Raw genomic sequence first — 22,041 nt, forward strand, 5'->3', positions numbered from 1 at the left:
TCGTTATCAGATATTTTTACTTCTTTTTACCTCTTGGCTCCTGCGTTTTTTGTTGTTCCTGAGCTTTCTCCATCATCTCTCTCATTCGTTTTTGGAACTTACCTTCTGTTTTTGGCTTCTCTTTGTTAGCCTGAATCTGTGCATGAATTTTCTTTTCATCTAAAATCACATATTTTATGACTAAAATGATTAAAATATTAATCGCATTCGAAACAAAATAATACCAAGATAAACCTGACGCTGAAGTATTCAGGAAGAATAAGAAAGTGATTGGGAAAATATACATCAATACCTTCATATTCGGCATTCCTTCTTGTTGAGGCTGCTGCATATTTCCTGAAGTCATTACGGTATAGATTAAGATTACAATCGTACAAGCAATCGCAAATACACTTAAATGATCTCCTAAGAAAGGAACTTTAAATGGCAATTTAATTAAATCATCATAAGCAGTAAGATCTTTTGCAAACCAAAATCCTTGTCCTCTCAAATCAATAAAGTTCGGGAAGAATCTGAACAATGCATAGAAAATAGGAATCTGAACTAATGCCGGTAAACATCCCGCCATCTGATTTACTCCTGCTTTTCGGTAGATTTCCATTGTTGCCTGTTGCTTTTTCATCGGATCTGCGTCCTTGAACTTTGCAGTTGCTTCATCAATCTCCGGACGTATAACTTTCATCATCGCACTCAACTTATGTTGCTTGTACATAATTGGCGATAAAATCAATTTAACGATAATTGTCATTAAGAAAATCACCCAACCCGCTGTAATTCCCCATGATGCAATAAGATTGTACATTGGCATGAAGAAATAACGGTTCATCCCTCCGATAAACGACCAACCCAATGGTAAAATCTCGTCAAAGTTTTTATCATAAGTTTTTAGTAACGGTAAATCCAAAGGCATAAAATACCAGGTAAAGTCTTGATTCAATTCACTTCCTTGCATTTGAACAAAACCTTCGTAATTCAGTTTTTTCAAATATTCCCCTTCTTCAAAAGCTTCCTGATTTCCTTTACTTTGAGTAAAACCTGTTTTAGACTCAATGACAGAAGCAAAGAACTGTTGTTTTACACCAATCCAGTTAATCGTTTCTTCTGGCTCATCCATTGTAGTTCTACCATCATACTCGTACTTGTCGTAATTATCAAAAGCATAAGAAAACTCAGAGTGAGACTGCTCTTGGGCTCTACCTTTTTCAAGATTCCGAACTTGGTAATCCCAAATAAAATCTGCTTTGGTATCTGAGGTGATTTTTGCTAAACCTTGAGTTTTTACTTTAAAATCTAAAGTATACTGATCTTTCAGTTCTGCTCTTGGATTGTTATTTAAAGTGTAAATAAACTGAATTGCTGCTCCGTTAAAATTGGCAGTTAAAGTAGCTATGTTTCCGTTCACAACGGGAGAGAAAACCAAATCTTTCGTATTGATTGTTTTCCCTGTTTTATCTTTAAACTGAAAACCATAGTTTGAATTATTTTTAGTGATCAGATTAAGAGGAAGATCTGCCTTATCGGTTTTATGATCATAAGCTTTGTATTTTAAAAGCTCCACTTTTGAAACCTGCCCTCCTAAACTTGAAAACTCAAGTTTCAATTGGTTGTTAGCAAGATTTGCGGTCTGAATTGAATTCGGAGTTACATTGGGATTGATATTGGCTGCCGGAGTTGGTTTTACAGGGTTTTTCGCCTGTTCAGTTTTCTGTTTTTGAGCTGTTATGGCTTCTTCCTTCTGCTGTTTATTCTGGAAATAAAACATAAATCCGAAGAGTACCAAACATAAAACTGCAAAACTAATAATCTGGCTTTTATCGAGTCCGTTGTTCTGTTGCATTTTATTTTAATTAAAATTTTCTAAATTTAAACAAACATAGCAATGCCATGCTTTTTGAGTGGACAAAAATACTGTTTTTTTATCAAAACTTTGCCTTTTACATCTCTCAAATTATTTGACGTGTCAAATGAGATTTTACTTAGAATCATTCTATATTTAACTTTCACTAATTGTTAAAAATAAAATAATAAATCAATACGTGTAAGATATTCTAAATTATAATTTATTACTCAAATAAACCATCTCAAAATCAAGACAACGAGCCAATTACCTCACTTTTATTTATCTCTTTAATTAGAATTATAAACATATATTTGCCTTCTAATCTTAATTTTTTTTATGAAAAAGAACAAAGCAAATTATTTCGCAACTAAAGGAAACTCTCAAGCTATTGAGAACGCATTAAAAGTTTTATCTAATAATCAGATGATTACAATCAATGGAGGCTTATTACAATCTGACGATCAATATGAAGATGACTTTTCAGATGAAAGTTCTATGTATAAGAACTACGCTGAAAGTACTTCTTACAATAGAAAAACAACTTATGCAAAACTAAGAGCTCCTAAATAGAGCTAATCTTAGTCAATTATTAAAATTCAATTAAGCGTTCAGAAAATGAACGCTTTTATATTATTTAAATGAAAATAAACACAATTGTTCTTAAAGTTGCAAGTAGATGTAATCTAAACTGCTCATATTGTTATGTATACAATAAGGGCGATGAAACATATAAAAATAAACCCAAAATTTTCTCAATTGAGCTAAACCATATTTTACTTAAAAGAATATTGGATTATATGAATAAATACAATATCAATCTTTACACAATTGTTTTTCATGGTGGAGAACCCTTATTAGCAGGAATAGAATATTATAAGGATTTCATAAGAACTTACGAAGAATTTTTTTTTGCTACAGGAAAAACTATCAACTTTGTCATGCAAACAAATGGAACATTACTTGATAAAGAATTTACCCAAGCATTATTCGAATTAGACATTAGTATTGGAATAAGTATGGATACTACCGAAGCTACTAATTCTAGATATCGAGTTTATCACAATAATAAATCATCTTATAACGAGATAAAAAACGGCATTGATCTTTGCAATGAAATAATTGGAAATGCCGGAATACTTTCTGTAATTAATGTAGAAGATACTCCTATAGATACTTACTCTCATTTGAGATCATTAAATGTAAACTATGCTAATCTACTATTTCCAGATGAAAACCACGATACTATTCTTTTAAATGATACAAGAGGAAAAATCGGTAAATGGCTCACAGAAATGTTTGATTTATGGTTTTTTGATAAAGATAATGATAAGCCAGAAATTCCTTTATTCTCTACCTTGATAAAACTGATACTTGCAATTCCTGATGGAAATGACATTATGGGGAAAGGATTTGGAGGAACTATGATTATTGAAACAAATGGAGATATAGAAACAAATGACACTTTGAGAGTTTGTAAATCAGGAATAACAAAATCAGATTACAATATAAAAAATGATGCTTTAGATTCTATAAAAAATATTCCTTTGGCAGAATTATATTATTTTGCACACCATCGTTTGTCACAAACTTGTAAAGATTGCATTTTGGAAGACATTTGTGCAGGAGGATATTTGATTAATAGATATAGTAATAAAAACGGGTTTAATAATGAATCTGTTTACTGTCAGGATATTGTCAAATTAGTTTGCCATGTTCAGAATATTATTGCAAAAGAAACTGATAGAGATCTTAATTTGCAACCCATAAACGTTGATGAAGTATTAGAAGATATAGAGAATAATAAAAAAACATATAATGAAAATAAGTACTTGGAAAGTTTTTAGCATTTTATTTTTAGTATTTATAAACCATATGAATGCTCAAAAATTGGAAAAAAAATATGAAATTGACTCTTTAATTTATCTTCACAAAAGTTACAATACTAAGAACCATATTATTAATTTTTTAGAAGTTACTATGCCATTTGTAAAAGAAAAAAAAGATTTAATCTTTTTTTTACAGGGTTCCTATCCTTCCCCACTAATTTCAGAAGATGATAACGGAAAATTTCTATTATTACCTTTTAATTTAAAAGAAATATCAAAAGAGAATATTTTTGTTATCATTTCTAAACCAAAAATTCCTGTTTATACGCATTTCAAAGATTTAGATGATAATTTTCAGTTTGACGATGAAAAAACTTTATCTAATTATATGAAATTAAACACCTTAGACTACTTATCAAATGAGGTCAATTTTCTCATAACAAAATACTCCAAAGATAAAAGAATTAAAAACATTTATGTAATCGGACATTCTCAAGGAGGGAGAGTTGCTGCAAATATCCGGAAAAAGAAAATAAAAAAAATAGCAATCTTATCAGTAAATCTTTTAGGTCGATATGAAGAAAGCGTCAACCAATTAAGATATCAGGAAATTTCTAAACAAGACAGTTCATTTCAAAATGAAATAGAAAAAGAATATACGTCTTTCAGTGAGTTAAAAAACAATTACAAATTTAAAGACACCTACGAAGATTTATCATTAAAATCATACAAAACATTCACTTTCCCAAGCATTATAAATGAGATTGAAAAAATAAAAATCCCAACTTTAATTGCTTATGGAACAAATGATATTGGAGTTAGTTTTACTAATGATATTATGAGATTAAGATTAATTGAAGAAAATAAGGAAAATTTCAATTTTAAAGTTTACCCACTTCTCAATCATAATTTTGAAAAAACTAATAATATTACAAAAGAAAATGAAAGTCAATGGCAAAAAGTCTTGGAAGAAACAATATTATGGTTAAAAAATTAAGCATCGGGTAAAATAAACCTGATGCTTAATACATCTTATATCGTATGTTTGGTTTTAATTACTTTATTTCCTTTTCACAAGCCTTTATGAAAGCTCTGAATAACGGATGTGGTGTTGCAACCGTACTTTTGTATTCCGGGTGGTATTGTACACCAACATAGAATGGGTGATCCGGCATTTCTAAAGCCTCTACCAAACCTGTTTCCGGGTTTGTACCTGTTGCAAGGAAACCATTATCTTCAAATTCTTCAATGTAATCACTGTTGAATTCGTAACGGTGGCGGTGTCTTTCAGAAATATGTTTGCTTCCGTAGATTTCATGTAATTTCGAGCCGTTTTTCACAGCACATTTCCATGCTCCAAGACGCATTGTACCTCCTTTATCAACTACATTTTTCTGTTCTTCCATTAAAGAAATTACAGGATGTTCTGTTGATGTATCAAATTCCATTGAATTGGATTTGGTATAACCCAAAACATTTCTAGCAAATTCTATGGTCATGATCTGCATTCCCAAACAAATTCCCAACATTGGAACTTTATTTTCTCTTGCATATTGAGCAGTAAGAATTTTTCCTTCAATACCTCTGTCACCAAAACCTGGAGCAACCAAGATACCACAAACTCCTTCTAAACTTTCTTTGATATTTTCTTTGGTTAAATCACCACTGTAAACCCATCTGATTTTTACTTCTGTCTCAATATCTGCTCCTGCATGCTTGAAAGCTTCTGCAATTGAAATATAAGAATCCTGAAGAGAAATATATTTTCCAACCAATGCGATTTCTACTGTTCTTTTTGGATTCTGGAATTTCTTCACAAAAGTTTTCCAGTCTTTAAGATCAGCTTCTTTATCACTTTTAAGATCCAATCCTTTAAGAACCACATCATCAAAGTTCTGTTTTTGAAGATACATTGGAACTTCATAGATTGTTTCCAAATCTTTGCACTCAATCACATTATCTAAAGGAACGTTACAGAACTGAGCCAGTTTTGCTCTCTGATCTTTCGGAATTTTATGTTCCGTTCTGCAAACCAAAACATCTGCCATAATTCCGCTTTCCATTAACTGACGAACGGAATGTTGCGAAGGTTTTGTTTTTAATTCTCCACTCGAAGCCAAATATGGCAATAAAGTCAGGTGAATCACCATAGAATTTTTCTCACCCAATTCCCATTTCAACTGACGTACAGTTTCGATGTAAGGTAAAGATTCAATATCTCCTACAGTTCCACCAATCTCAGTAATGATGATGTCGTAGTTCTGTTTAGAAAGAATTTTAATTCTTCGTTTAATTTCGTTGGTAATGTGAGGAATTACCTGAACCGTTTTTCCAAGGAAGTCTCCTTTTCTTTCTTTTTCGATTACAGTCTGGTAGATTTTTCCTGTGGTAACGTTGTTGTTTTGAGAAGTCGGAGAGTCAAGATAACGCTCGTAATGTCCTAAATCCAGATCCGTTTCAGCACCATCTTCGGTTACATAGCATTCTCCGTGTTCATAAGGGTTCAGCGTTCCCGGGTCGATATTGATGTAAGGATCAAGTTTTTGGATCGTTACATTAAATCCGCGTGATTTTAACAATAGTCCCAAAGAAGCAGAAACGATTCCTTTTCCCAAAGATGAAGTTACACCTCCTGTCACAAAGATGTACTTTGTATTCTTTTTACTCATTAGATTAGGTTTGTGCAAAGTTAGGGGAAAAACAAAAGCAAAGCAATTTTGTAACTGAATTTGATTGCGTATTTTAGTAATTAAATTTTCAATAATGGAAATCCTTAATAAACTTGTCTATCTGAAAAAGGTTGAACTTTTACCTACAAACGGGTTATTACTAAAATTTGACAACCTACCAATTTGGAGAAACAACAGCTTAAATATTTATTTTACAGATCGTGATCATGATTATTATGAAGGTATTTTTATCTATTTTAAAGAAAATATTTTAAATTACCATTTGCTTTTTAAAAGTCTAATTGGCGAACAATTATATATTGAGATTTCTAATAAGTATTTAAATGTTTGGTACGCAGAATATTTTGACCACATTGAAGATAGAAACACAGTAGATAATCTCGAAGAAATTGAAATTTTAGATTTTAAGGTTGAAAAAATTGAAAAAACTAAAGCAGATTGGAAATGCGAATATAAAAGCTTAGAAAAAACCTACCTTGATTTACTCTACATAAATAATTTAGAACACTGAAATTAAGATTTAATGTTAAAAATTAAAAAAGGTTTCCCAAAACTGAGAAACCTTTACTAAACCAAATTATATATATGAAAATTATTATTTCACTAATTCAAAAAACAATACAACCTCAACATCTTTTGCAACACCCGCTCCAGTTGGATCATATTTAATATTGTAATCTAAACGGTTAACCGTAAATTTTGCCTGCAAACCTGCAACTTCTTTTCCTTGTTGGTTTTTTGTAACCCCACCGAAAGTTACCGGAATGCTTACTTCTTTTGTAACGTCTTTTATAGTCAGTTTGCCTTTTATAGTATAAGCACTGTTTTTTCCTTTTAATAAAGAAGTGCTTTCAAACTTCATCGTTGGAAATTGAGCAGCATCAAAGAAATCTGCGCTTTTCAAATGCTTGTCTCTTGGCTCAACTCCTGTATTGATGGATTCAGTTTGTACCGTGAAGTTAAATTTTGCATTATCTAAATTCGCTCCCGGAGTAGAAACCGTTCCGTCAAATTTATCAAACCTACCTTGCACAAAACTGATTCCCATATGTTTGATATTGAAATTCACAGATGAATGCATAGGATCTACCGTCCAAGTAGATTGTGCAAAAGTGATCATGCTTACAAAAGCGAATACAAAACTTAGTATTATTTTTTTCATTTTGTTAATTATTTATATATGCAAATTTAGTTGTAGTTTCATTAAGAATCATTGACCTATGATAAGTTCTGAAAAATTGACACATATTTTTTTTAATTTTACGGCATGGCAAAACTGAGAACAGCATATTTCTGTCAAAACTGCGGATCGCAGTATTCACAATGGATGGGACAGTGTAAAAACTGTGGCGAATGGAATACTTTGGTAGAAGAAATTGTAGAAAAAACTCCGCAAAAAAGTTTATCTCCTTCAAAAACCAAACAAAGCGTCATCAACATTATTGAAGTTGAAGCAATCGAAGAACCTCGTATCAAAACTCCTTCCGATGAACTCAACCGTGTTTTGGGAGGCGGAATTGTTTTGGGTTCGGTTACTTTAATCGGCGGTGAGCCCGGAATCGGAAAGTCAACCTTACTCCTTCAACTTGCATTAAAGATGAAGAAAAAAGTTTTCTATGTTTCCGGGGAAGAAAGTGCTTCTCAGATAAAAATGAGAGCCGATCGTTTAGCAGATATAAAAAATCCGAACTGTTTTTTATACACGGAAACTTCTTTAGAAAAAATTCTTCATGAAGCTAAAAAACTTGAGCCGGATTTTGTTATTATCGATTCTATTCAAACCCTACAGTCGCAACTGATCGAAAGTTCACCAGGAACAGTTTCGCAAATCCGTGAATGTTCCAATGAGATTATTAAATATGCCAAAGAATATAATGTTCCTGTATTTTTAGTCGGTCACATTACCAAAGACGGTCAAATTGCCGGACCAAAAGTTTTGGAGCATATGGTCGACGTTGTTCTAAATTTTGACGGAGATAGAAATCATCTTTTCAGATTATTGAGAGCTAACAAAAACCGTTTCGGATCAACCGCAGAAATCGGAATTTACGAAATGGTTTCGCAAGGTTTAAAAGAAATAAAAAACCCGTCAGAAATTTTAATCACTAAAAAATTTGAAGAATTATCCGGAAATTCTGTTGCAGTAACTCTAGAAGGAAACCGACCAATGCTTTTGGAAATTCAGGCTTTGGTAAGTACAGCAGTTTATGGAACTCCACAAAGAAGCTGTACAGGTTTTGATTCAAAAAGACTGAATATGCTTTTGGCTGTGCTTGAAAAAAGAGCAGGTTTTCAGTTAGGCGCAAAAGATGTTTTCTTAAATATTACTGGCGGAATCAAAACTGATGATCCGGCTTTGGATTTGGCGGTTGTAGCGTCGATTCTTTCTTCAAATGAAGACATAGCAATTTCAGAACATTACTGTTTTGCAGGAGAAATCGGTTTGAGTGGAGAAATCCGTCCTATTGCACAGGTTGAACAGCGTATTACTGAAGCTGAAAAATTGGGTTATGAAAAGATTTTTATTTCAAATTTAAATAAACTTCCGAAGAAAAAATTCGGAATTAAAATTGAGGAAGTAAGTAAAGTTGAGGATTTTCACGAGCGATTATTTTAGTCTTAAAAAAATCTTAAAATTTCGAGCCCAATTGTATATATTTGTGTATGAATAACCTTTAACCAGATCAAACGTGAAAAACAGATTTACAGTTCTTTTTATTCTCTGCACAAGTTTACTCTTCGCTCAGAATAAGATTTTTCAGAATCAGATAAGCGACAACAATCTCAATAGTCAGCAAAAAATAAGCACAAACCTTGGCTCCACTTATATTTTGACAAAATATTATTCACAGCCTTCTTTTGATCTGAAATCTGATCTTCAGATAGTTTTACCCAACAATAAGGAAATAAAAGCTAAGTTTTCAAAATCATCTTCTTACAGCAATAAAAGCGAATCATCTACTTATACCATAGAAAATGAGCCAAAATCTGAATTGGTTTTTTCTCAATATGATAACATCGTTACAGGAATGTACGCTTCAAATAATGGGGAGAAAATAATTTTTCATCAAACCGGAAATGGTGTTTTTGCAGTTTCTGTAGTCAATGAAGGTGGTCTTGCCAATCAGGATTCTAAAAATGATTACATTTTAAATGAATCGGCAATCAGTCAGAAAGTAAATTCAAATGTATGCTTAAGCAGTACTCCTTTTTGTTCGGCAACAACGATTGATGTTTTAGTGGTTTATACCAATGCAGCAAGAATTGCTTGGGGAGGCATTGCTCAAAGTAACTCATTTATTGCGACGGCCATTACCAATTTCAACAATTCACTTCAAAATTCAGGAGTTACCAACGTAACTATTAATTTGGTTTACGCAGGTGAAATTTCTTATACAGAAACCGGAAATATAAGTACAGATCTTGCAAGTTTCAGAAGCAGCACCGATGGTATAATGGACGAAGTACATACATTGCGATCAACTTACGGTGCAGATCTCTGTGCTCTTGTTACTTCAACTCCTACAAATACGTGTGGACTTGGTTATTTAAATTCAAATCCTACCAATTATTCTGCAAATTCGGCATTTACGGTTTCTATTTACAGTTGTGTAGTTTCGAACTACACTTTGGCTCACGAAATGGGTCACAATATGGGTCTTAATCATGATTGGTTTGTAAGTCAGTCAACTGCTCCCTGCGAACATCATCACGGATACAGCAATCAGACTGCTGTAACTTTAGGAACTTCAAGTACAAATTCTCAACGTTGGAGAACAATAATGGCATATAATGATGAATGCGCTGCAGCAGGAATTGGTTGCACAAGAGTTAACAGATGGGCAAACCCCAATGTAAATTATAATTCTGAACCGACAGGAATTGCTATTGGAAACCCAAATCCGTCTAATGAAGCTTTTGGTTTTGCACGTTTTGCTTGTGTTATAGCTCAGTTTACACCAACCGTTTTGCTCAATACAACCGAAAGTTTTTATAAAGACATCAAAGATTTCACAATCTTCCCAAATCCGACAAAAGATGAGATCAATATCTGGATCAAAAATGATGAGCAATACACTTTTAAAGTGATTAATACTTTAGGTCAAATTGTTCTTACCTCTGATAAAAAAACCATCAATCTTCGTGGGCTTCCTTCAGGAGATTATTTTCTGAATGTTTATACTGATAAGAATTCTTTCGTAGGAAGTAAAAAGTTTATCATTAAATAAATTTTTATTAAAATAACATCAAAGTCCTTCGAATAGTTTAAATTTATTCGGAGGATTTTAATTTATAGCCTTAACTTGCAGTATGAACTTTCTCGCTCATTCTTTTCTCACTTTCAATGACGGACAAATTGTCGGGCAGTTTCTCGAAGATTTCATCCGAAACAAAGACCGGTATTCTTTCCCGAAAGACATTCAGGACGGGATTACTCTTCACCGTGCGATTGATACTTTTACAGATTCTCATCCGGCAATTCATGAGGCGAAAAAAGTTTTTAGTCCGCTCGTAAGATTGTACGCAGGAGCTTTTGTGGATGTTTCTCTGGATTATTTTGTTGCTAATGATCTGCATTTGAATTCATTGAAAGGCTGGAAAGACCATTCATTGAAAGTATATCGTGTTCTCCATGAGAATTACAAATATCTACCGGATAATTTTAGATATATGCTCACGAGAATGGAACAGGATAACTGGCTGTACAATTACCGACATGATCAGAATATTAAATTTAGCATGAGAAATGTTTTGAATAAAGCTAAATATTTAGAAAAAGATATTCCTGTATTTGAGGCATTTCTAGACAATAAAGATGTTTTGCAAAAATGCTATGACAATTTCTTTCCTGACCTTCTAGCACATGCAAAAGCAGAAAATGCATTGCTTCAACTTCAGAAATAATCAGATTAAAACTGTTGAAATAAATATCGATTCGGATAATTTAGCTTTTCACTTTTCCGGTTTCCATTGACAATGATGTGAACGATATTGATTTGATCATCATATAAATTATATAGAAAACTTACGGCAGCCTCAACTTTTTTTGGATTATTTACAACTTCTGATTCTAAAAAAACATTCACAGATTCGCTATCTTCCTCATAACCGACATATTTAACTTTTACAAATTGATTATTGGCTTTTAGCTTAAAATATTCTGTACAATAATTTTTCAGAGCGATATTGAGCTGAGTTTTATATATTTCATCATTAAAATGAAAAGGTCTTCCGTATTTTTCTCCCAAACCATTTTCAAGATCATCAAGAAAAAAACGTCCGGTAATTTCAAATGTTTTTGATTTTGAATTGTAGTTGATTTCTAAGGAACCAACGTGATAAGGATGTTTCCTTTCAGTAAAAGAAAAAAGAAAGAAAAGAATCGAAAAAACCAGAATTATCTTTTTCATTTTAAAATTTGAAGGATTTTAATTGGATCTTGTCGCATGTCAAAAAACAAAAGAACTTTTATTAAATTTCTTCCTTCTTTTTTGAAAAAAACTCTAATGTGCTTTTTTCCTATTAATGCACTTCTGCTTTTAAATGGTGATTTTTGAAACATCAAATATTTACCTTTTTCCAATTGATTAATAATATTTTCCGTATCACTTACGAAGATTTCAATTTCTTTTTCTGTCCACGTTTCAGAAAGAAACTGCAAAACTCTCTCATAAGAATTTTCTGCTACTTTCGTGAATATAACTCGCATACCTTTTTTCTAGCATTCGCAAAAAATTCTTCGGAAGAAATACAATCTTCCTCTTTTATAGAATCTGCATACCGATCTAAAGCTTCATAGATTTCGTTTGGAATCTCATCTTCATCGCTTTCAAAAACACGTGCACCTTTTATTTGCTCCAAAAGCTTTTTTACTTTAGGTAAATCGTCTTTGTTTTCAAGTTCTAAAATATAAGTCATCACTTTAATTTTCAACAAAGTTAAAATAAATTTTGTATCATCGCATTTCAAAAAAATTTAAAAAATGCAGGATTTTCTTTTCTATCTGAAACTCGGCTGGGAACATATTATTTCGCTGGATGCACTTGATCATCAGCTTTTTGTTTTGGCATTGATAGCTATTTACACTTTCAAAGAATGGAAAAAAATTCTGATTCTTGTTACTGCATTTACCATTGGTCATTCTGTAACTTTGGCTTTAAGCATCATAGATATTGTAAGATTACCTTCAAATTGGATTGAATTTTTAATTCCTTTGACGATTGTTTTGACCGCGTTGGGAAACATCTTAATGAAAAATAAAAAGCAGACCCAAGATAAAACACACTATTATTCAGCACTATTCTTCGGACTGATTCACGGACTAGGCTTTGCCAATACGGCCAGAGTGATGATCGCAAAAAGTCAGAGCATTGCCGTTCCGCTTTTGGGTTTCAATATTGGTTTGGAGTTAGGACAGATTGTAATTGTTTTTGCAATACTTATTGTTCTTTTTATTTTACTTAATCTTTTTAAAGTCAACAAGAAAGACTGGATTCTTTTCGTTTCATCAGGAGTTTTTGCTTTAGCTTTAAAAATGACATTAGAGAGAATTCCTTTTTAAAAACTTGAAATAGCTGTGGTTGATTTTTAAATCTAAACATAAATAATATATGTGATGAAATTAAATAAAAATTAAATCTCCACATGAAACTTTTCGAAGTTTTCAACTACTTATTATTATATTTGAAAATTCTTAAATTTTTACACATGAAACTAAAAGTAACTGCACTTTCGGTATTTCTATATATAGGTTTATCCGCTCAAAACATTCAAAATAATCCCGGTAGCAACCACGGAAACAGATTTGAACAATTGGGCACCATTTTGCCAACTCCAAATGTTTACAGAACAGCTTCCGGATCTCCCGGTCACGCTTATTGGCAAAACAGAGCCGATTATGACATCACAGCTTATCTGGATGAAGATAAAAGAAACCTTAAAGGTTCTGAAACAGTTACTTATTACAACAATTCACCTGATGAATTGGATTATATCTGGCTTCAGTTGGACGAAAATCAGCAATCAACTGTCAAGAAAGCAGATTTTGCCTTCTCTTCTACCCTTCCGAAATCTACTAACGATCAGCAGCTGAAGACCAGTGATCTACCTGCAAAAGATAATGGATACGGTGTCAATCTGGAAAAAGTGACAGATTTTTCGGGAAATCCTCTGAAATATACTGTCAATAAAACGATGATGCGTATTGATTTGCCAAAAGTTCTGAAAAAAGGAGAGCAATTTATTTTTAAAATAGATTGGAACTACAACATTCCCAACAGAATGAAAATGGGTGGTCGTGGCGGCTATGAAAACTTTGCCGAAGACGGAAACGATGTTTATACTATCACGCAATGGTTCCCGAGAATGTGCGTTTACAGTGATTTCCACGGTTGGCAAAATCATCAGTTCACCGGAAGAGGCGAATTTGCTTTAGTTTTTGGAAATTATAAAGTCTCTATGAACGTTCCTGCAGATCACGTCATTGGCGGAACCGGAGAATGTAAAAATTACGAACAAGTTTTAACTTCTGACCAATTATCAAGATATAAGAAAGCTCTAACCTCAAACGAGCCTGTAGAAATTGTGACTTTAGATGAGGCTAAAAAGGCTGAAAAAAATCATTCAAAACAAAGAAAAACTTGGGTTTTTGAAGCGAAAGATGTGAGAGATTTTGCATGGGCGGCTTCGAGAAAATTTGTCTGGGACGGAATGGGTGTTACAATTCCTGAAAACAACAATAAAGTAATGGCAATGAGTTTCTACCCGAAAGAAGCTTATGCGTTGTACAAAAAATATTCAACCAAAGCGGTTGCTCATACGATAAAAACATATTCGGAATTTACGATTCCGTATCCTTATCCTGTTGCTCAATCTGTAGAGGCTGCAAACGGCATGGAATATCCGATGATCTGTTTTAACTTCGGAAGAACAGAAAAAGACGGAACTTATTCTGAGGGAACAAAAAACGGAATGATCGGTGTTGTTATTCATGAAGTTGGGCACAATTTCTTCCCGATGATCATCAATTCAGACGAAAGACAATGGAGCTGGATGGATGAAGGTTTAAATACTTTTACAGAATATTTAACGGAAGAAAAATGGGACAATAAATTCCCGTCAAAACGTGGTCCGGCGTGGACGATCGTTGATTACATGAAACTTCCAAAAGACCAGTTGGAACCGATCATGAGTAATTCTGAAAACATCATTCAGTTTGGTCCTAATGCTTATTCTAAACCTGCAACGGGTTTGAATATTCTTCGTGAAACGATCATGGGAAGAGAACTTTTCGATAAAGCATTTAAAACTTATTCAAAAAGATGGGCATTCAAACATCCTGAACCTGCAGATCTATTCAGAACAATGGAAGATGCAAGCGGTGAAGATTTAGATTGGTTCTGGAGAGGTTGGTTTTACGGAACTGATCCTGTAGATATTGCTATTGATAAAGTTACGATCGCTAATCCTGATTTCGACGCTGTTCCTAAAGCTGCATCAGAAACAAAATATAAAGTTGACAAACCTTTGCAAAATGAGTTTGAAGACATTTCTAAAATCAGAAACAGAGAAGATAAGAGCATCACTTTTGCGGTAGAAAAAGATAAAGATCTTCAGGATTTTTATTACCGATACGACAGAGGTCAGGAAAAAGTGGATGCCAATAAAGAATATGTTTCTAAATCTGACGGCGCAACCAATCTGGACAATAAAGACAGAGAAAAATTTAAAAACATGACAGCTTATCAAATTGATTTCAGCAACAAAGGAGGTTTAGTAATGCCGGTTATTCTTGAATTCACTTTCGAGGACGGAACAAAATTAAAAGACAAATCTTCTGCTCAGATCTGGAGACAAAACGAACAAAAAGTTTCTAAAACTTATTATTTCGATAAAAAATTAAAATCAATACAGCTAGATCCATTGAAGGAAACAGCAGATATTGATACATCAAATAACTTTTGGAGTAACGACGGCGGAAATGCTGAAACTTCAAAATTCCAGGTTTTCAAACAGAAACAAGATGGTCCGGTAAGAGGTGGTGCAAACGGAAAAGTAAATCCGATGCAAGCCGGTAAAAAGTAAAATCAATATTCTAATTTAATGAAAAAACTAATCGGTCTATTTTGTGTTTTATTTTCAGTCCTGATATTCTCTCAGGAAGATGTTTACTTCGGTAAAAAAGCATCTGTTCCTGCCGAAATAATCATGGAAAATGGAGATATTAAAACCGGATTTTTACAAAGTTTTCAGAATCCGAAATTCGTTGATGCAGATATGTTGCTGCTTGGAAATATTGAGAAAAAACTAAGGTTTGAGATTGATGAATTTAAATTTAAAGAAGAACAGTCATCTGTCGTTGAAAAAATAAGCATTAATGATCTCAAAAGGATTGTCATCCTCGGGAAAGATGGCTCTGAGAAACTTGTTTATGATAAAATGAAGCTCAAAACCATTAATGTAAAAGGCGAAATTATAGATGTCAAAAAAACAGTAGTTTTACCTTTGGATCAGGAAGGAAAAACCAACTTATATGGAATCAACATCGTTTTTACGCAAAATAACAGATACACAAACAACATTTATCTTCCTTACATGAAAAAAGCCGACGAAGAGTATGGCTATATTGTGATAGATCTTAATAGAGTTAATTTCTTCAACTTAGGTAAAGTTGATGACAAACTGAAGAAGGCGATCTATGAAGTTACCAAAGATTGCGCTCCATTTGCAGAAAATCTGGATGCCCGAATAAAGCAATTCGAAGATGATGTAAAAACTTCGAGAAAAGAAGGCTACGAAAAGAAAAAAGAACTGAGAAAACTAGCTAAAAGCAGAGGTGAAGGTTTTGATGCTATGAAAATTGACTATGAATATGCAAGTATGCCTTATAAAGATCTTCTTGACGAATACGAGCAAAAATGCAGAAAATAAAAAAAAGCTTCCTGAAAATTGGAAGCTTTTTTTCTGCCAAAATTTTAATAGTTAGATAAAATAATTATCATCCATGAAATTCACGAATGATAATTATTTTCTGATTAATTGCCTGGTTTAAATACTGTCCAATTTGACCCGTCACTGATGAACATCAATGTTTTGGTTTTGGAAGAATGATTATCTAAGCCTACCATGTAAAAATTACTTGCTCCTCCTACATTAGATGCATTAATTATATTCCCGACAGGAGTGATAATTTCTGCAGTATTTGAGCTGGAAATATTTCTCACAAAAATAATCGCTCCCGGTGCAGAAGTCGGATTTGGCAGTAAAAAATCATCATCGTTATTTGCAGGATTTACATTTACAACCGTACTCGTAATATTATCTCCATTTACGTTTAATGTCTGAGGCGTTGAGCTTATCACACCATTCACTTCAAGTTTTGTTTTGGCGGTTCTTACAGTAGGATCTATTCCAACGGCAAAATTTCCATTTTTGTCAATTGAACTGTTGTAATGATTATCATAATTACTTGTATTGGTCGGTGAAGTTCCAAACCAAACCTCGCCACCTCCGGTTCTGCCTGTTCTTACCACGAAAGACCCCAATAGATTTGGCTCGGTAGCAAAAACATTGTACGCATATCCTTCAAATGCTGCGATTGATCTTCCATTTCCAACAGTTGTAGGAAAAAAAGGTGTTCCTCCAAACATCATGTTATGATATGCTATGGATTGGGCGGTATTGCTCCCCGAGAAAAGAGCAATGTCTATGTCGGCATCTCCTTGGCCAATCATGGTAAGCATTTCTGTAGGATTATTAGTTCCAATCCCAACCTTTGCATCTGATTTTACAGTAAAGTCATTTAATTGTTGTGTAAGAGTTGGAGTTGAAGAATTATCTTTTCCACCATCTATGTGAAAAATACCTTTTGGGTCAGATGTGTTGATACCGACTTGAGAACTAAACATAAGCGGACATAACACGAGCAGTAAAACTTTGTATTTCATCATTTGTTATTTTGAGTCAAATATACAAATTTCTTAAAATCAAAAATAAAAAAGTGCCAAAATTTCATCTTAAGAATAAAAATCTGCCATTTCATCCAATTAAAGCCTATGGCATAGATTTAGAGAATTACAACACAGAAATAATTAAAAAATAAAATATTATGTCAGTAAACTTTAAACCCTTAGCAGACAGAGTGCTTATCGAGCCTATCGCTGCAGAAACTAAAACAGCTTCAGGTATTATTATCCCGGATACAGCTAAAGAAAAACCTCAGGAAGGTACAGTAGTAGCAGTAGGTCCAGGAAAAGTAGACGAGCCTACCACTGTAAAAGTAGGTGACAAAGTTCTTTATGGAAAATATTCAGGTTCTGAATTAAAATTAGACGGAAAAGATTTCCTAATTGTAAAGGAGTCTGATCTTTTAGGAGTAATCGGGTAAGATTTGTAAAAAGTACGATGTACAAAGTACAAAGTATTTTAGCAATCACTAATCAAATTTAAAAATCAAAAAGTACATTTTACATTGTACATAATACAATAATACATCAGGAAATGGCAAAAGAAATAAAATTCGATATCGAGTCAAGAGACGCTCTAAAAAGAGGAGTTGATGCATTGGCTAATGCAGTAAAAGTAACTTTAGGACCAAAAGGTAGAAACGTAGTAATCGAAAAATCTTTCGGTGCACCTCACGTAACTAAAGACGGTGTTTCTGTAGCAAAAGAAATCGAACTTGAAGACAGAGTAGAAAACATGGGAGCGCAAATGGTAAAAGAAGTTGCTTCCAAAACCAATGATATTGCAGGAGATGGTACTACTACCGCTACTGTTTTGGCACAGGCTATCGTAAGAGAAGGTCTTAAGAATGTAGCTGCTGGTGCAAATCCAATGGATTTAAAAAGAGGGATCGACAAAGCAGTAACTGCTGTTGTTGCTAACCTAAAAGAACAATCTAAGCAGGTTGGAGATTCTACAGAAATGGTAAAGCAGGTTGCTTCAGTTTCTGCAAACAACGACGAAACAATCGGATCTTTGATCGCTGAAGCTTTCGGAAAAGTTGGGAAAGAAGGTGTAATCACTGTAGAAGAAGCAAAAGGTATCGATACAACAGTTGACGTTGTAGAAGGTATGCAGTTTGACAGAGGTTACCAGTCTCCATATTTCGTGACGAACCCTGAAAAAATGACCGTTGAATTAGAAAACCCATACATTCTTTTAGTTGAGAAAAAAATCTCTTCAATGAAAGAATTGCTTCCTGTTCTTGAGCCAATCGCACAAAGCGGAAAATCTTTATTGATTATTTCTGAAGAAGTTGAAGGTGAAGCTTTAGCAACTTTAGTAGTAAACAAATTAAGAGGATCTCTTAAAATTGCTGCTGTAAAAGCTCCAGGATTTGGTGACAGAAGAAAAGCAATGTTGGAAGATATCGCAATCTTAACTGGTGGACAGGTAATTTCTGAAGAGCAAGGTTTCACAATGGAAAACGTATCTCTTGATATGTTGGGAACTGCTGAAAAAGTATCTATCGACAAAGACAACACAACAATCGTAAACGGTGGTGGTGAAGAAAGCAAGATCAAGGGTAGAGTAAACCAGATCAAAGCTCAGATGGAAACTACTACTTCTGACTACGACAGAGAAAAACTACAGGAGAGATTGGCTAAATTAGCCGGTGGTGTTGCCGTACTTTACGTAGGTGCAGCTTCTGAAGTTGAAATGAAAGAGAAAAAAGACAGAGTTGACGATGCATTGAACGCTACGAGAGCAGCTGTTGAAGAAGGTATCGTTGCAGGTGGTGGTGTTGCTTTTGTAAGAGCAATCTCTGCTTTAGCAAACCTTGAAGGAATTAATGCTGACGAAACTACAGGGATCAGAATCGTAAAAAGAGCGATCGAAGAGCCATTGAGACAAATCGTTGCTAACGCAGGAGGTGAAGGTTCTGTAATCGTAGCTAAAGTTGCTGAAGGCAGCGGAGACTTCGGATACAATGCTAAAACTGACGAGTATGTAAACATGCTTGAAGCAGGAATCATCGACCCTACGAAAGTAACAAGAGTTGCTCTTGAAAACGCAGCTTCAGTTTCTGGAATGCTATTAACAACTGAGTGTGTCATCACTGAAATTAAGAGCGCAGAACCTGCTATGCCAATGGGAGGTGGAATGCCAGGAATGATGTAGCAGCGTGTCGCTGAGACAATATAAATTTTAAAACCGTTCAGATTTTTCTGAGCGGTTTTAGTTTTTTTAGATAGGTAGTTTCCTAAGAAAATACAGATTAAATATCTTACATTAGTAAAAGTTTAAAATAAAAATAATATTTAAATTATATGGCAAAAATCTATCTTTCATATCAACATCAAGACACAGATTTAATTTTACAAATATCAAAAAAACTAATTGATAAAGGTCATGAAATTGTCATGGACTCAACCGCTATGAAAGTTGGAAGGGACTGGAGAACTGATTTATTAAATGAGCTAAAAAATTCAGATGGTGTATTGGTGTTAATTACCGAAAACAGTTTGAATTCGAAGTATGTAATAAGTGAAATTGGAACTACGAGAGCGCTTATCGGAGATAATGATAAATTTCTAATTCCCGTAATTAAAGGTAATTTTGAAGTGCCTGATTTTATAAAAGATATTTATTGTTTGAGATTAGATGATAATAATTTAGATCTAACAATTGAAAAGATAGATACTTCGATAGTTAGTTTTCAAAACAATAAGCTTGTTAAGGATGAGGAAAGAAAGAAAAAAATACAACTGATAGAATCCAAAGCTGCCGATTACATTAAAGAGGCTACGAAAAATTTAACTATTAGAGAAAGACATAACAAATATGTTGCATATAGCTGTTATTTAGCTGGTTTTATATCTTTAACCGCAGGGGTTTATTTTTCTATTGACGGATTATACAAATTTTCAGAAACTCAAAATATTTTAAACGCTGACAAATCTTTTCCTTTAACTAATTTAATAATTATTCTTGTTAAAAGTATAATTATTATAGGCTTACTAATAGCTTGTTCAAAATATACTTTTACTTTAGGTAAATCTTTTATGCATGAATCTCTTAGGAATTCAGATAGAATACATGCAATTTCTTTTGGAGAATTCTTCATAAAAGCTTTTGGAGATAAAATATCATCGTATAAAGAAATTACAGAAATATTTCAAAATTGGAATATAGATAAATCATCTTCATTTTATGAAATGGATACCAAAACATATGATCCTAATTTTTCTGAAAATTTAGTTGATATAATCAAAAGTCTGTCAGAGAAAATTCAAAAATAATATGAAATAAAGTAGATTATTTACTAAGACTATTAACTAAAAAATCCCGAGTGCTTCTTCAGCGGCTCGGGACTACAAACTTAAGTTTATTTTAGTGAGGTTGCCGAAGCAAAAAAGTTTAATTAAATTTGTGGACCTGCCACTACTAATCACCCTTCTTCATCCTTTCCTCCTAAGGAATTGTAAATTTAAACATTAATTTTAATGAATCAAATTTTAAATTTAAATGCAACAAAAATTGATTTATCAAATCGGAATTTAGATAAAATTCCGCGTGAAATTTTTGAATTAAAAAATCTGCGAAAATTAATTTTAAGAAATAATAATATAAAAGTTATTCCTCAAGAAATCGAAAAGCTAAAAAAGCTTCAAACGTTAGATTTATCTGGAAATAGCATTTCAAATTTTTACGCTAAAATTTGTTCTCTTAAAAATTTAAAAATTTTAAACCTTAATCATAATAGAATTAAGACAATTCCAATTCAGATAAAAAATCTCAATAAATTAACAAGCTTACATATCTCCCATAATAAAATTTCCAAAATTTCTCAAGAAATTTATAGCTTGCAAAATTTACGAGAATTAAACATAAGTCATAACAAAATTAATAAAATTGAAAACAATCTTATTAATCTCAAAAACTTACGGAAATTTTGGATTAGTGGATTACCATTAAGTTATTTTCCTGAGTTTTATTTTATTCCAAAATCGTTAATTTGCTTATACGCTTTTTCCCCAACTATTACTAGTTTTGACGTTGACACAACATATCAACAATTATGTGCTATAAAGGGGAACGCTATAAATTATTTTAATGATTTTAATTATGATTTTATTTTTCAAAATCATAACAAACCTGACATAGTAACTATGAAAAAGATTGTAAAGAAAAATAAAGTATTTATTAGTTATTCACACAAAGATTCAATTTGGCTTGATAAAGTTAGAAATCACCTAAGTGTTTTAAAAAATCATTTAGAAATCGATATAGAGGTTTGGGATGATAATAAATTAGAGGTCGGAGATGTTTGGAAAGAAGAAATTAGGCAATCACTTGAAGAAGCTGGAATTGCTATATTCTTAATTTCAACTGATTTTTTATCATCAAATTTTATAAATAAGGAGGAAATTCCTCCAATTTTAGAAAATGCAAAGAATAAGGGAACAGTTATATTACCTATAATTTTAAAAGTTTGCTATTTTGAGAAATCCAAATTAGGTAGTTATCAATCATTAAATAATCCATCTCAGCCATTTTCTAAAATGTCTGAAAATGAAATTGATGAACATTTAGTGGAATTAACAAAAAAGATTCATAAAATAATGGAAAAATAATTCCCCGCTACGCAAAGTCTCCTGACTTTGAGCCATAAACAACAAAAAACCGCTTCCAAAGAGTGGTTTTCATTTTTAAATAATTACAGTAAGAAAAAAAAATA

Annotated in this window: 21 protein-coding genes; 14 read left to right on the top strand and 7 right to left on the bottom strand. The window is 32.8% G+C overall.

What is annotated here, in order from left to right; genetic code table 11:
* Window positions 1–16: 16 nt before the first annotated feature.
* Window positions 17–1,837: a membrane protein insertase YidC gene (gene yidC / locus NZ698_RS13220; RefSeq protein WP_263003635.1), complete on the bottom strand. Its 1,821-nt coding sequence runs from the start codon at window positions 1,835–1,837 to the stop codon at window positions 17–19.
* Window positions 1,838–2,176: 339 nt separating this feature from the next.
* Between yidC and NZ698_RS13225 the strand changes: the two genes are divergently transcribed.
* The 3 genes from NZ698_RS13225 (at window position 2,177) to NZ698_RS13235 (ending at window position 4,663) form a co-directional block, all read left to right on the top strand.
* Window positions 2,177–2,410, top strand: coding sequence for a hypothetical protein (locus NZ698_RS13225; protein ID WP_263003636.1), 234 nt, complete (start codon window positions 2,177–2,179; stop codon window positions 2,408–2,410).
* Window positions 2,411–2,478: 68 nt separating this feature from the next.
* Window positions 2,479–3,684: a radical SAM protein gene (locus NZ698_RS13230; protein WP_263003637.1), complete on the top strand. Its 1,206-nt coding sequence runs from the start codon at window positions 2,479–2,481 to the stop codon at window positions 3,682–3,684.
* On the top strand, window positions 3,656–4,663 hold the full coding sequence (locus tag NZ698_RS13235; RefSeq protein WP_263003638.1) for a dienelactone hydrolase family protein: 1,008 nt from the start codon (window positions 3,656–3,658) through the stop codon (window positions 4,661–4,663). Before NZ698_RS13230 ends, NZ698_RS13235 begins: the two co-directional genes overlap by 29 nt.
* A gap of 58 nt (window positions 4,664–4,721) precedes the next feature.
* Here the strand turns inward: NZ698_RS13235 and pyrG are convergent, their stop codons facing one another.
* Entirely contained in the window at window positions 4,722–6,335 is a 1,614-nt protein-coding gene (pyrG, locus tag NZ698_RS13240) for a CTP synthase (protein ID WP_263003639.1), read from the bottom strand.
* A 94-nt stretch (window positions 6,336–6,429) separates the two neighbouring features.
* Between pyrG and NZ698_RS13245 the strand changes: the two genes are divergently transcribed.
* Window positions 6,430–6,867, top strand: coding sequence for a hypothetical protein (locus NZ698_RS13245; RefSeq protein ID WP_263003640.1), 438 nt, complete (start codon window positions 6,430–6,432; stop codon window positions 6,865–6,867).
* 84 nt (window positions 6,868–6,951) lie between these two features.
* Here NZ698_RS13245 and NZ698_RS13250 read toward each other — a convergent pair whose 3' ends face one another.
* Window positions 6,952–7,518: a YceI family protein gene (locus NZ698_RS13250; RefSeq protein WP_263003642.1), complete on the bottom strand. Its 567-nt coding sequence runs from the start codon at window positions 7,516–7,518 to the stop codon at window positions 6,952–6,954.
* 105 nt (window positions 7,519–7,623) lie between these two features.
* On the opposite strand from NZ698_RS13250, the gene radA reads away from it, so the two are divergent.
* The 3 genes from radA to NZ698_RS13265 all read left to right on the top strand — a co-directional run bounded on the left by radA (window position 7,624) and on the right by NZ698_RS13265 (window position 11,261).
* Window positions 7,624–8,973: a DNA repair protein RadA gene (gene radA, locus NZ698_RS13255; protein WP_263003643.1), complete on the top strand. Its 1,350-nt coding sequence runs from the start codon at window positions 7,624–7,626 to the stop codon at window positions 8,971–8,973.
* Window positions 8,974–9,046: 73 nt separating this feature from the next.
* Complete coding sequence (locus NZ698_RS13260; protein ID WP_263003644.1) at window positions 9,047–10,585, top strand: zinc-dependent metalloprotease; 1,539 nt, start codon at window positions 9,047–9,049, stop codon at window positions 10,583–10,585.
* Window positions 10,586–10,667: 82 nt separating this feature from the next.
* Window positions 10,668–11,261, top strand: a complete 594-nt coding sequence (locus NZ698_RS13265; RefSeq protein ID WP_263003645.1) for an acyl carrier protein phosphodiesterase — start codon at window positions 10,668–10,670, stop codon at window positions 11,259–11,261.
* A 5-nt stretch (window positions 11,262–11,266) separates the two neighbouring features.
* On the opposite strand, the gene NZ698_RS13270 is transcribed toward NZ698_RS13265, so the two are convergent.
* Genes NZ698_RS13270 through NZ698_RS13280 form a run of 3 tightly spaced genes read right to left on the bottom strand, consistent with a single transcriptional unit; the run spans window position 11,267 to window position 12,275 of the window.
* The gene (locus tag NZ698_RS13270) at window positions 11,267–11,767 is read right to left on the bottom strand and encodes a DUF6702 family protein (protein ID WP_263003646.1); all 501 of its coding nucleotides are present in this window, start codon (window positions 11,765–11,767) and stop codon (window positions 11,267–11,269) included.
* Window positions 11,764–12,066, bottom strand: a complete 303-nt coding sequence (locus NZ698_RS13275) for a hypothetical protein (RefSeq protein WP_263003647.1) — start codon at window positions 12,064–12,066, stop codon at window positions 11,764–11,766. The genes NZ698_RS13270 and NZ698_RS13275 overlap by 4 nt, the downstream gene beginning before the upstream one ends.
* Window positions 12,042–12,275 (bottom strand): hypothetical protein, encoded by a 234-nt coding sequence (locus NZ698_RS13280; protein ID WP_263003648.1) that lies wholly within the window; start codon window positions 12,273–12,275, stop codon window positions 12,042–12,044. The genes NZ698_RS13275 and NZ698_RS13280 overlap by 25 nt, the downstream gene beginning before the upstream one ends.
* Window positions 12,276–12,339: 64 nt before the next feature.
* Between NZ698_RS13280 and NZ698_RS13285 the strand changes: the two genes are divergently transcribed.
* The 3 genes from NZ698_RS13285 to NZ698_RS13295 all read left to right on the top strand — a co-directional run bounded on the left by NZ698_RS13285 (window position 12,340) and on the right by NZ698_RS13295 (window position 16,286).
* The gene (locus NZ698_RS13285; protein WP_263003649.1) at window positions 12,340–12,918 is read left to right on the top strand and encodes a HupE/UreJ family protein; all 579 of its coding nucleotides are present in this window, start codon (window positions 12,340–12,342) and stop codon (window positions 12,916–12,918) included.
* A gap of 146 nt (window positions 12,919–13,064) precedes the next feature.
* On the top strand, window positions 13,065–15,440 hold the full coding sequence (locus NZ698_RS13290; protein WP_263003650.1) for a M1 family metallopeptidase: 2,376 nt from the start codon (window positions 13,065–13,067) through the stop codon (window positions 15,438–15,440).
* 18 nt (window positions 15,441–15,458) lie between these two features.
* Window positions 15,459–16,286 (top strand): hypothetical protein, encoded by an 828-nt coding sequence (locus NZ698_RS13295; RefSeq protein ID WP_263003651.1) that lies wholly within the window; start codon window positions 15,459–15,461, stop codon window positions 16,284–16,286.
* A gap of 104 nt (window positions 16,287–16,390) precedes the next feature.
* Here NZ698_RS13295 and NZ698_RS13300 read toward each other — a convergent pair whose 3' ends face one another.
* Entirely contained in the window at window positions 16,391–17,302 is a 912-nt protein-coding gene (locus tag NZ698_RS13300; protein ID WP_263003652.1) for a hypothetical protein, read from the bottom strand.
* Between the two features lie 161 nt (window positions 17,303–17,463).
* Here NZ698_RS13300 and NZ698_RS13305 point away from each other — a divergent pair, with 161 nt between their 5' ends.
* From NZ698_RS13305 to NZ698_RS13320, 4 genes are all read left to right on the top strand, one after another.
* Entirely contained in the window at window positions 17,464–17,742 is a 279-nt protein-coding gene (locus NZ698_RS13305) for a co-chaperone GroES (protein WP_034754036.1), read from the top strand.
* Window positions 17,743–17,855: 113 nt separating this feature from the next.
* On the top strand, window positions 17,856–19,481 hold the full coding sequence (gene groL, locus NZ698_RS13310; RefSeq protein ID WP_047444783.1) for a chaperonin GroEL: 1,626 nt from the start codon (window positions 17,856–17,858) through the stop codon (window positions 19,479–19,481).
* Between the two features lie 149 nt (window positions 19,482–19,630).
* A complete protein-coding gene (locus tag NZ698_RS13315; protein ID WP_263003654.1) occupies window positions 19,631–20,602 on the top strand; it encodes a toll/interleukin-1 receptor domain-containing protein in 972 nt (323 codons plus the stop codon).
* Between the two features lie 204 nt (window positions 20,603–20,806).
* The gene (locus tag NZ698_RS13320; RefSeq protein WP_263003656.1) at window positions 20,807–21,937 is read left to right on the top strand and encodes a leucine-rich repeat domain-containing protein; all 1,131 of its coding nucleotides are present in this window, start codon (window positions 20,807–20,809) and stop codon (window positions 21,935–21,937) included.
* Window positions 21,938–22,041 lie beyond the last annotated feature (104 nt).

This window comes from Chryseobacterium edaphi (assembly GCF_025628985.1).
Taxonomy (GTDB): Bacteria; Bacteroidota; Bacteroidia; order Flavobacteriales; family Weeksellaceae; genus Chryseobacterium; species Chryseobacterium edaphi.

What these genes read in the sequence shown, in the direction of transcription:
- NZ698_RS13300 (WP_263003652.1), bottom strand. Translation starts at nt 17,302, where the DNA reads ATGAAATACAAAGTTTTACTGCTCGTGTTATGTCCGCTTATGTTTAGT.
- pyrG (WP_263003639.1), bottom strand. Translation starts at nt 6,335, where the DNA reads ATGAGTAAAAAGAATACAAAGTACATCTTTGTGACAGGAGGTGTAACT.
- NZ698_RS13320 (WP_263003656.1), top strand. Translation starts at nt 20,807, where the DNA reads ATGAATCAAATTTTAAATTTAAATGCAACAAAAATTGATTTATCAAAT.
- yidC (WP_263003635.1), bottom strand. Translation starts at nt 1,837, where the DNA reads ATGCAACAGAACAACGGACTCGATAAAAGCCAGATTATTAGTTTTGCA.
- NZ698_RS13270 (WP_263003646.1), bottom strand. Translation starts at nt 11,767, where the DNA reads ATGAAAAAGATAATTCTGGTTTTTTCGATTCTTTTCTTTCTTTTTTCT.
- NZ698_RS13285 (WP_263003649.1), top strand. Translation starts at nt 12,340, where the DNA reads ATGCAGGATTTTCTTTTCTATCTGAAACTCGGCTGGGAACATATTATT.
- NZ698_RS13295 (WP_263003651.1), top strand. Translation starts at nt 15,459, where the DNA reads ATGAAAAAACTAATCGGTCTATTTTGTGTTTTATTTTCAGTCCTGATA.
- NZ698_RS13290 (WP_263003650.1), top strand. Translation starts at nt 13,065, where the DNA reads ATGAAACTAAAAGTAACTGCACTTTCGGTATTTCTATATATAGGTTTA.
- NZ698_RS13235 (WP_263003638.1), top strand. Translation starts at nt 3,656, where the DNA reads ATGAAAATAAGTACTTGGAAAGTTTTTAGCATTTTATTTTTAGTATTT.
- groL (WP_047444783.1), top strand. Translation starts at nt 17,856, where the DNA reads ATGGCAAAAGAAATAAAATTCGATATCGAGTCAAGAGACGCTCTAAAA.
- NZ698_RS13230 (WP_263003637.1), top strand. Translation starts at nt 2,479, where the DNA reads ATGAAAATAAACACAATTGTTCTTAAAGTTGCAAGTAGATGTAATCTA.
- NZ698_RS13315 (WP_263003654.1), top strand. Translation starts at nt 19,631, where the DNA reads ATGGCAAAAATCTATCTTTCATATCAACATCAAGACACAGATTTAATT.
- NZ698_RS13245 (WP_263003640.1), top strand. Translation starts at nt 6,430, where the DNA reads ATGGAAATCCTTAATAAACTTGTCTATCTGAAAAAGGTTGAACTTTTA.
- NZ698_RS13225 (WP_263003636.1), top strand. Translation starts at nt 2,177, where the DNA reads ATGAAAAAGAACAAAGCAAATTATTTCGCAACTAAAGGAAACTCTCAA.
- NZ698_RS13275 (WP_263003647.1), bottom strand. Translation starts at nt 12,066, where the DNA reads ATGCGAGTTATATTCACGAAAGTAGCAGAAAATTCTTATGAGAGAGTT.
- NZ698_RS13305 (WP_034754036.1), top strand. Translation starts at nt 17,464, where the DNA reads ATGTCAGTAAACTTTAAACCCTTAGCAGACAGAGTGCTTATCGAGCCT.
- NZ698_RS13265 (WP_263003645.1), top strand. Translation starts at nt 10,668, where the DNA reads ATGAACTTTCTCGCTCATTCTTTTCTCACTTTCAATGACGGACAAATT.
- NZ698_RS13280 (WP_263003648.1), bottom strand. Translation starts at nt 12,275, where the DNA reads ATGACTTATATTTTAGAACTTGAAAACAAAGACGATTTACCTAAAGTA.
- NZ698_RS13250 (WP_263003642.1), bottom strand. Translation starts at nt 7,518, where the DNA reads ATGAAAAAAATAATACTAAGTTTTGTATTCGCTTTTGTAAGCATGATC.
- radA (WP_263003643.1), top strand. Translation starts at nt 7,624, where the DNA reads ATGGCAAAACTGAGAACAGCATATTTCTGTCAAAACTGCGGATCGCAG.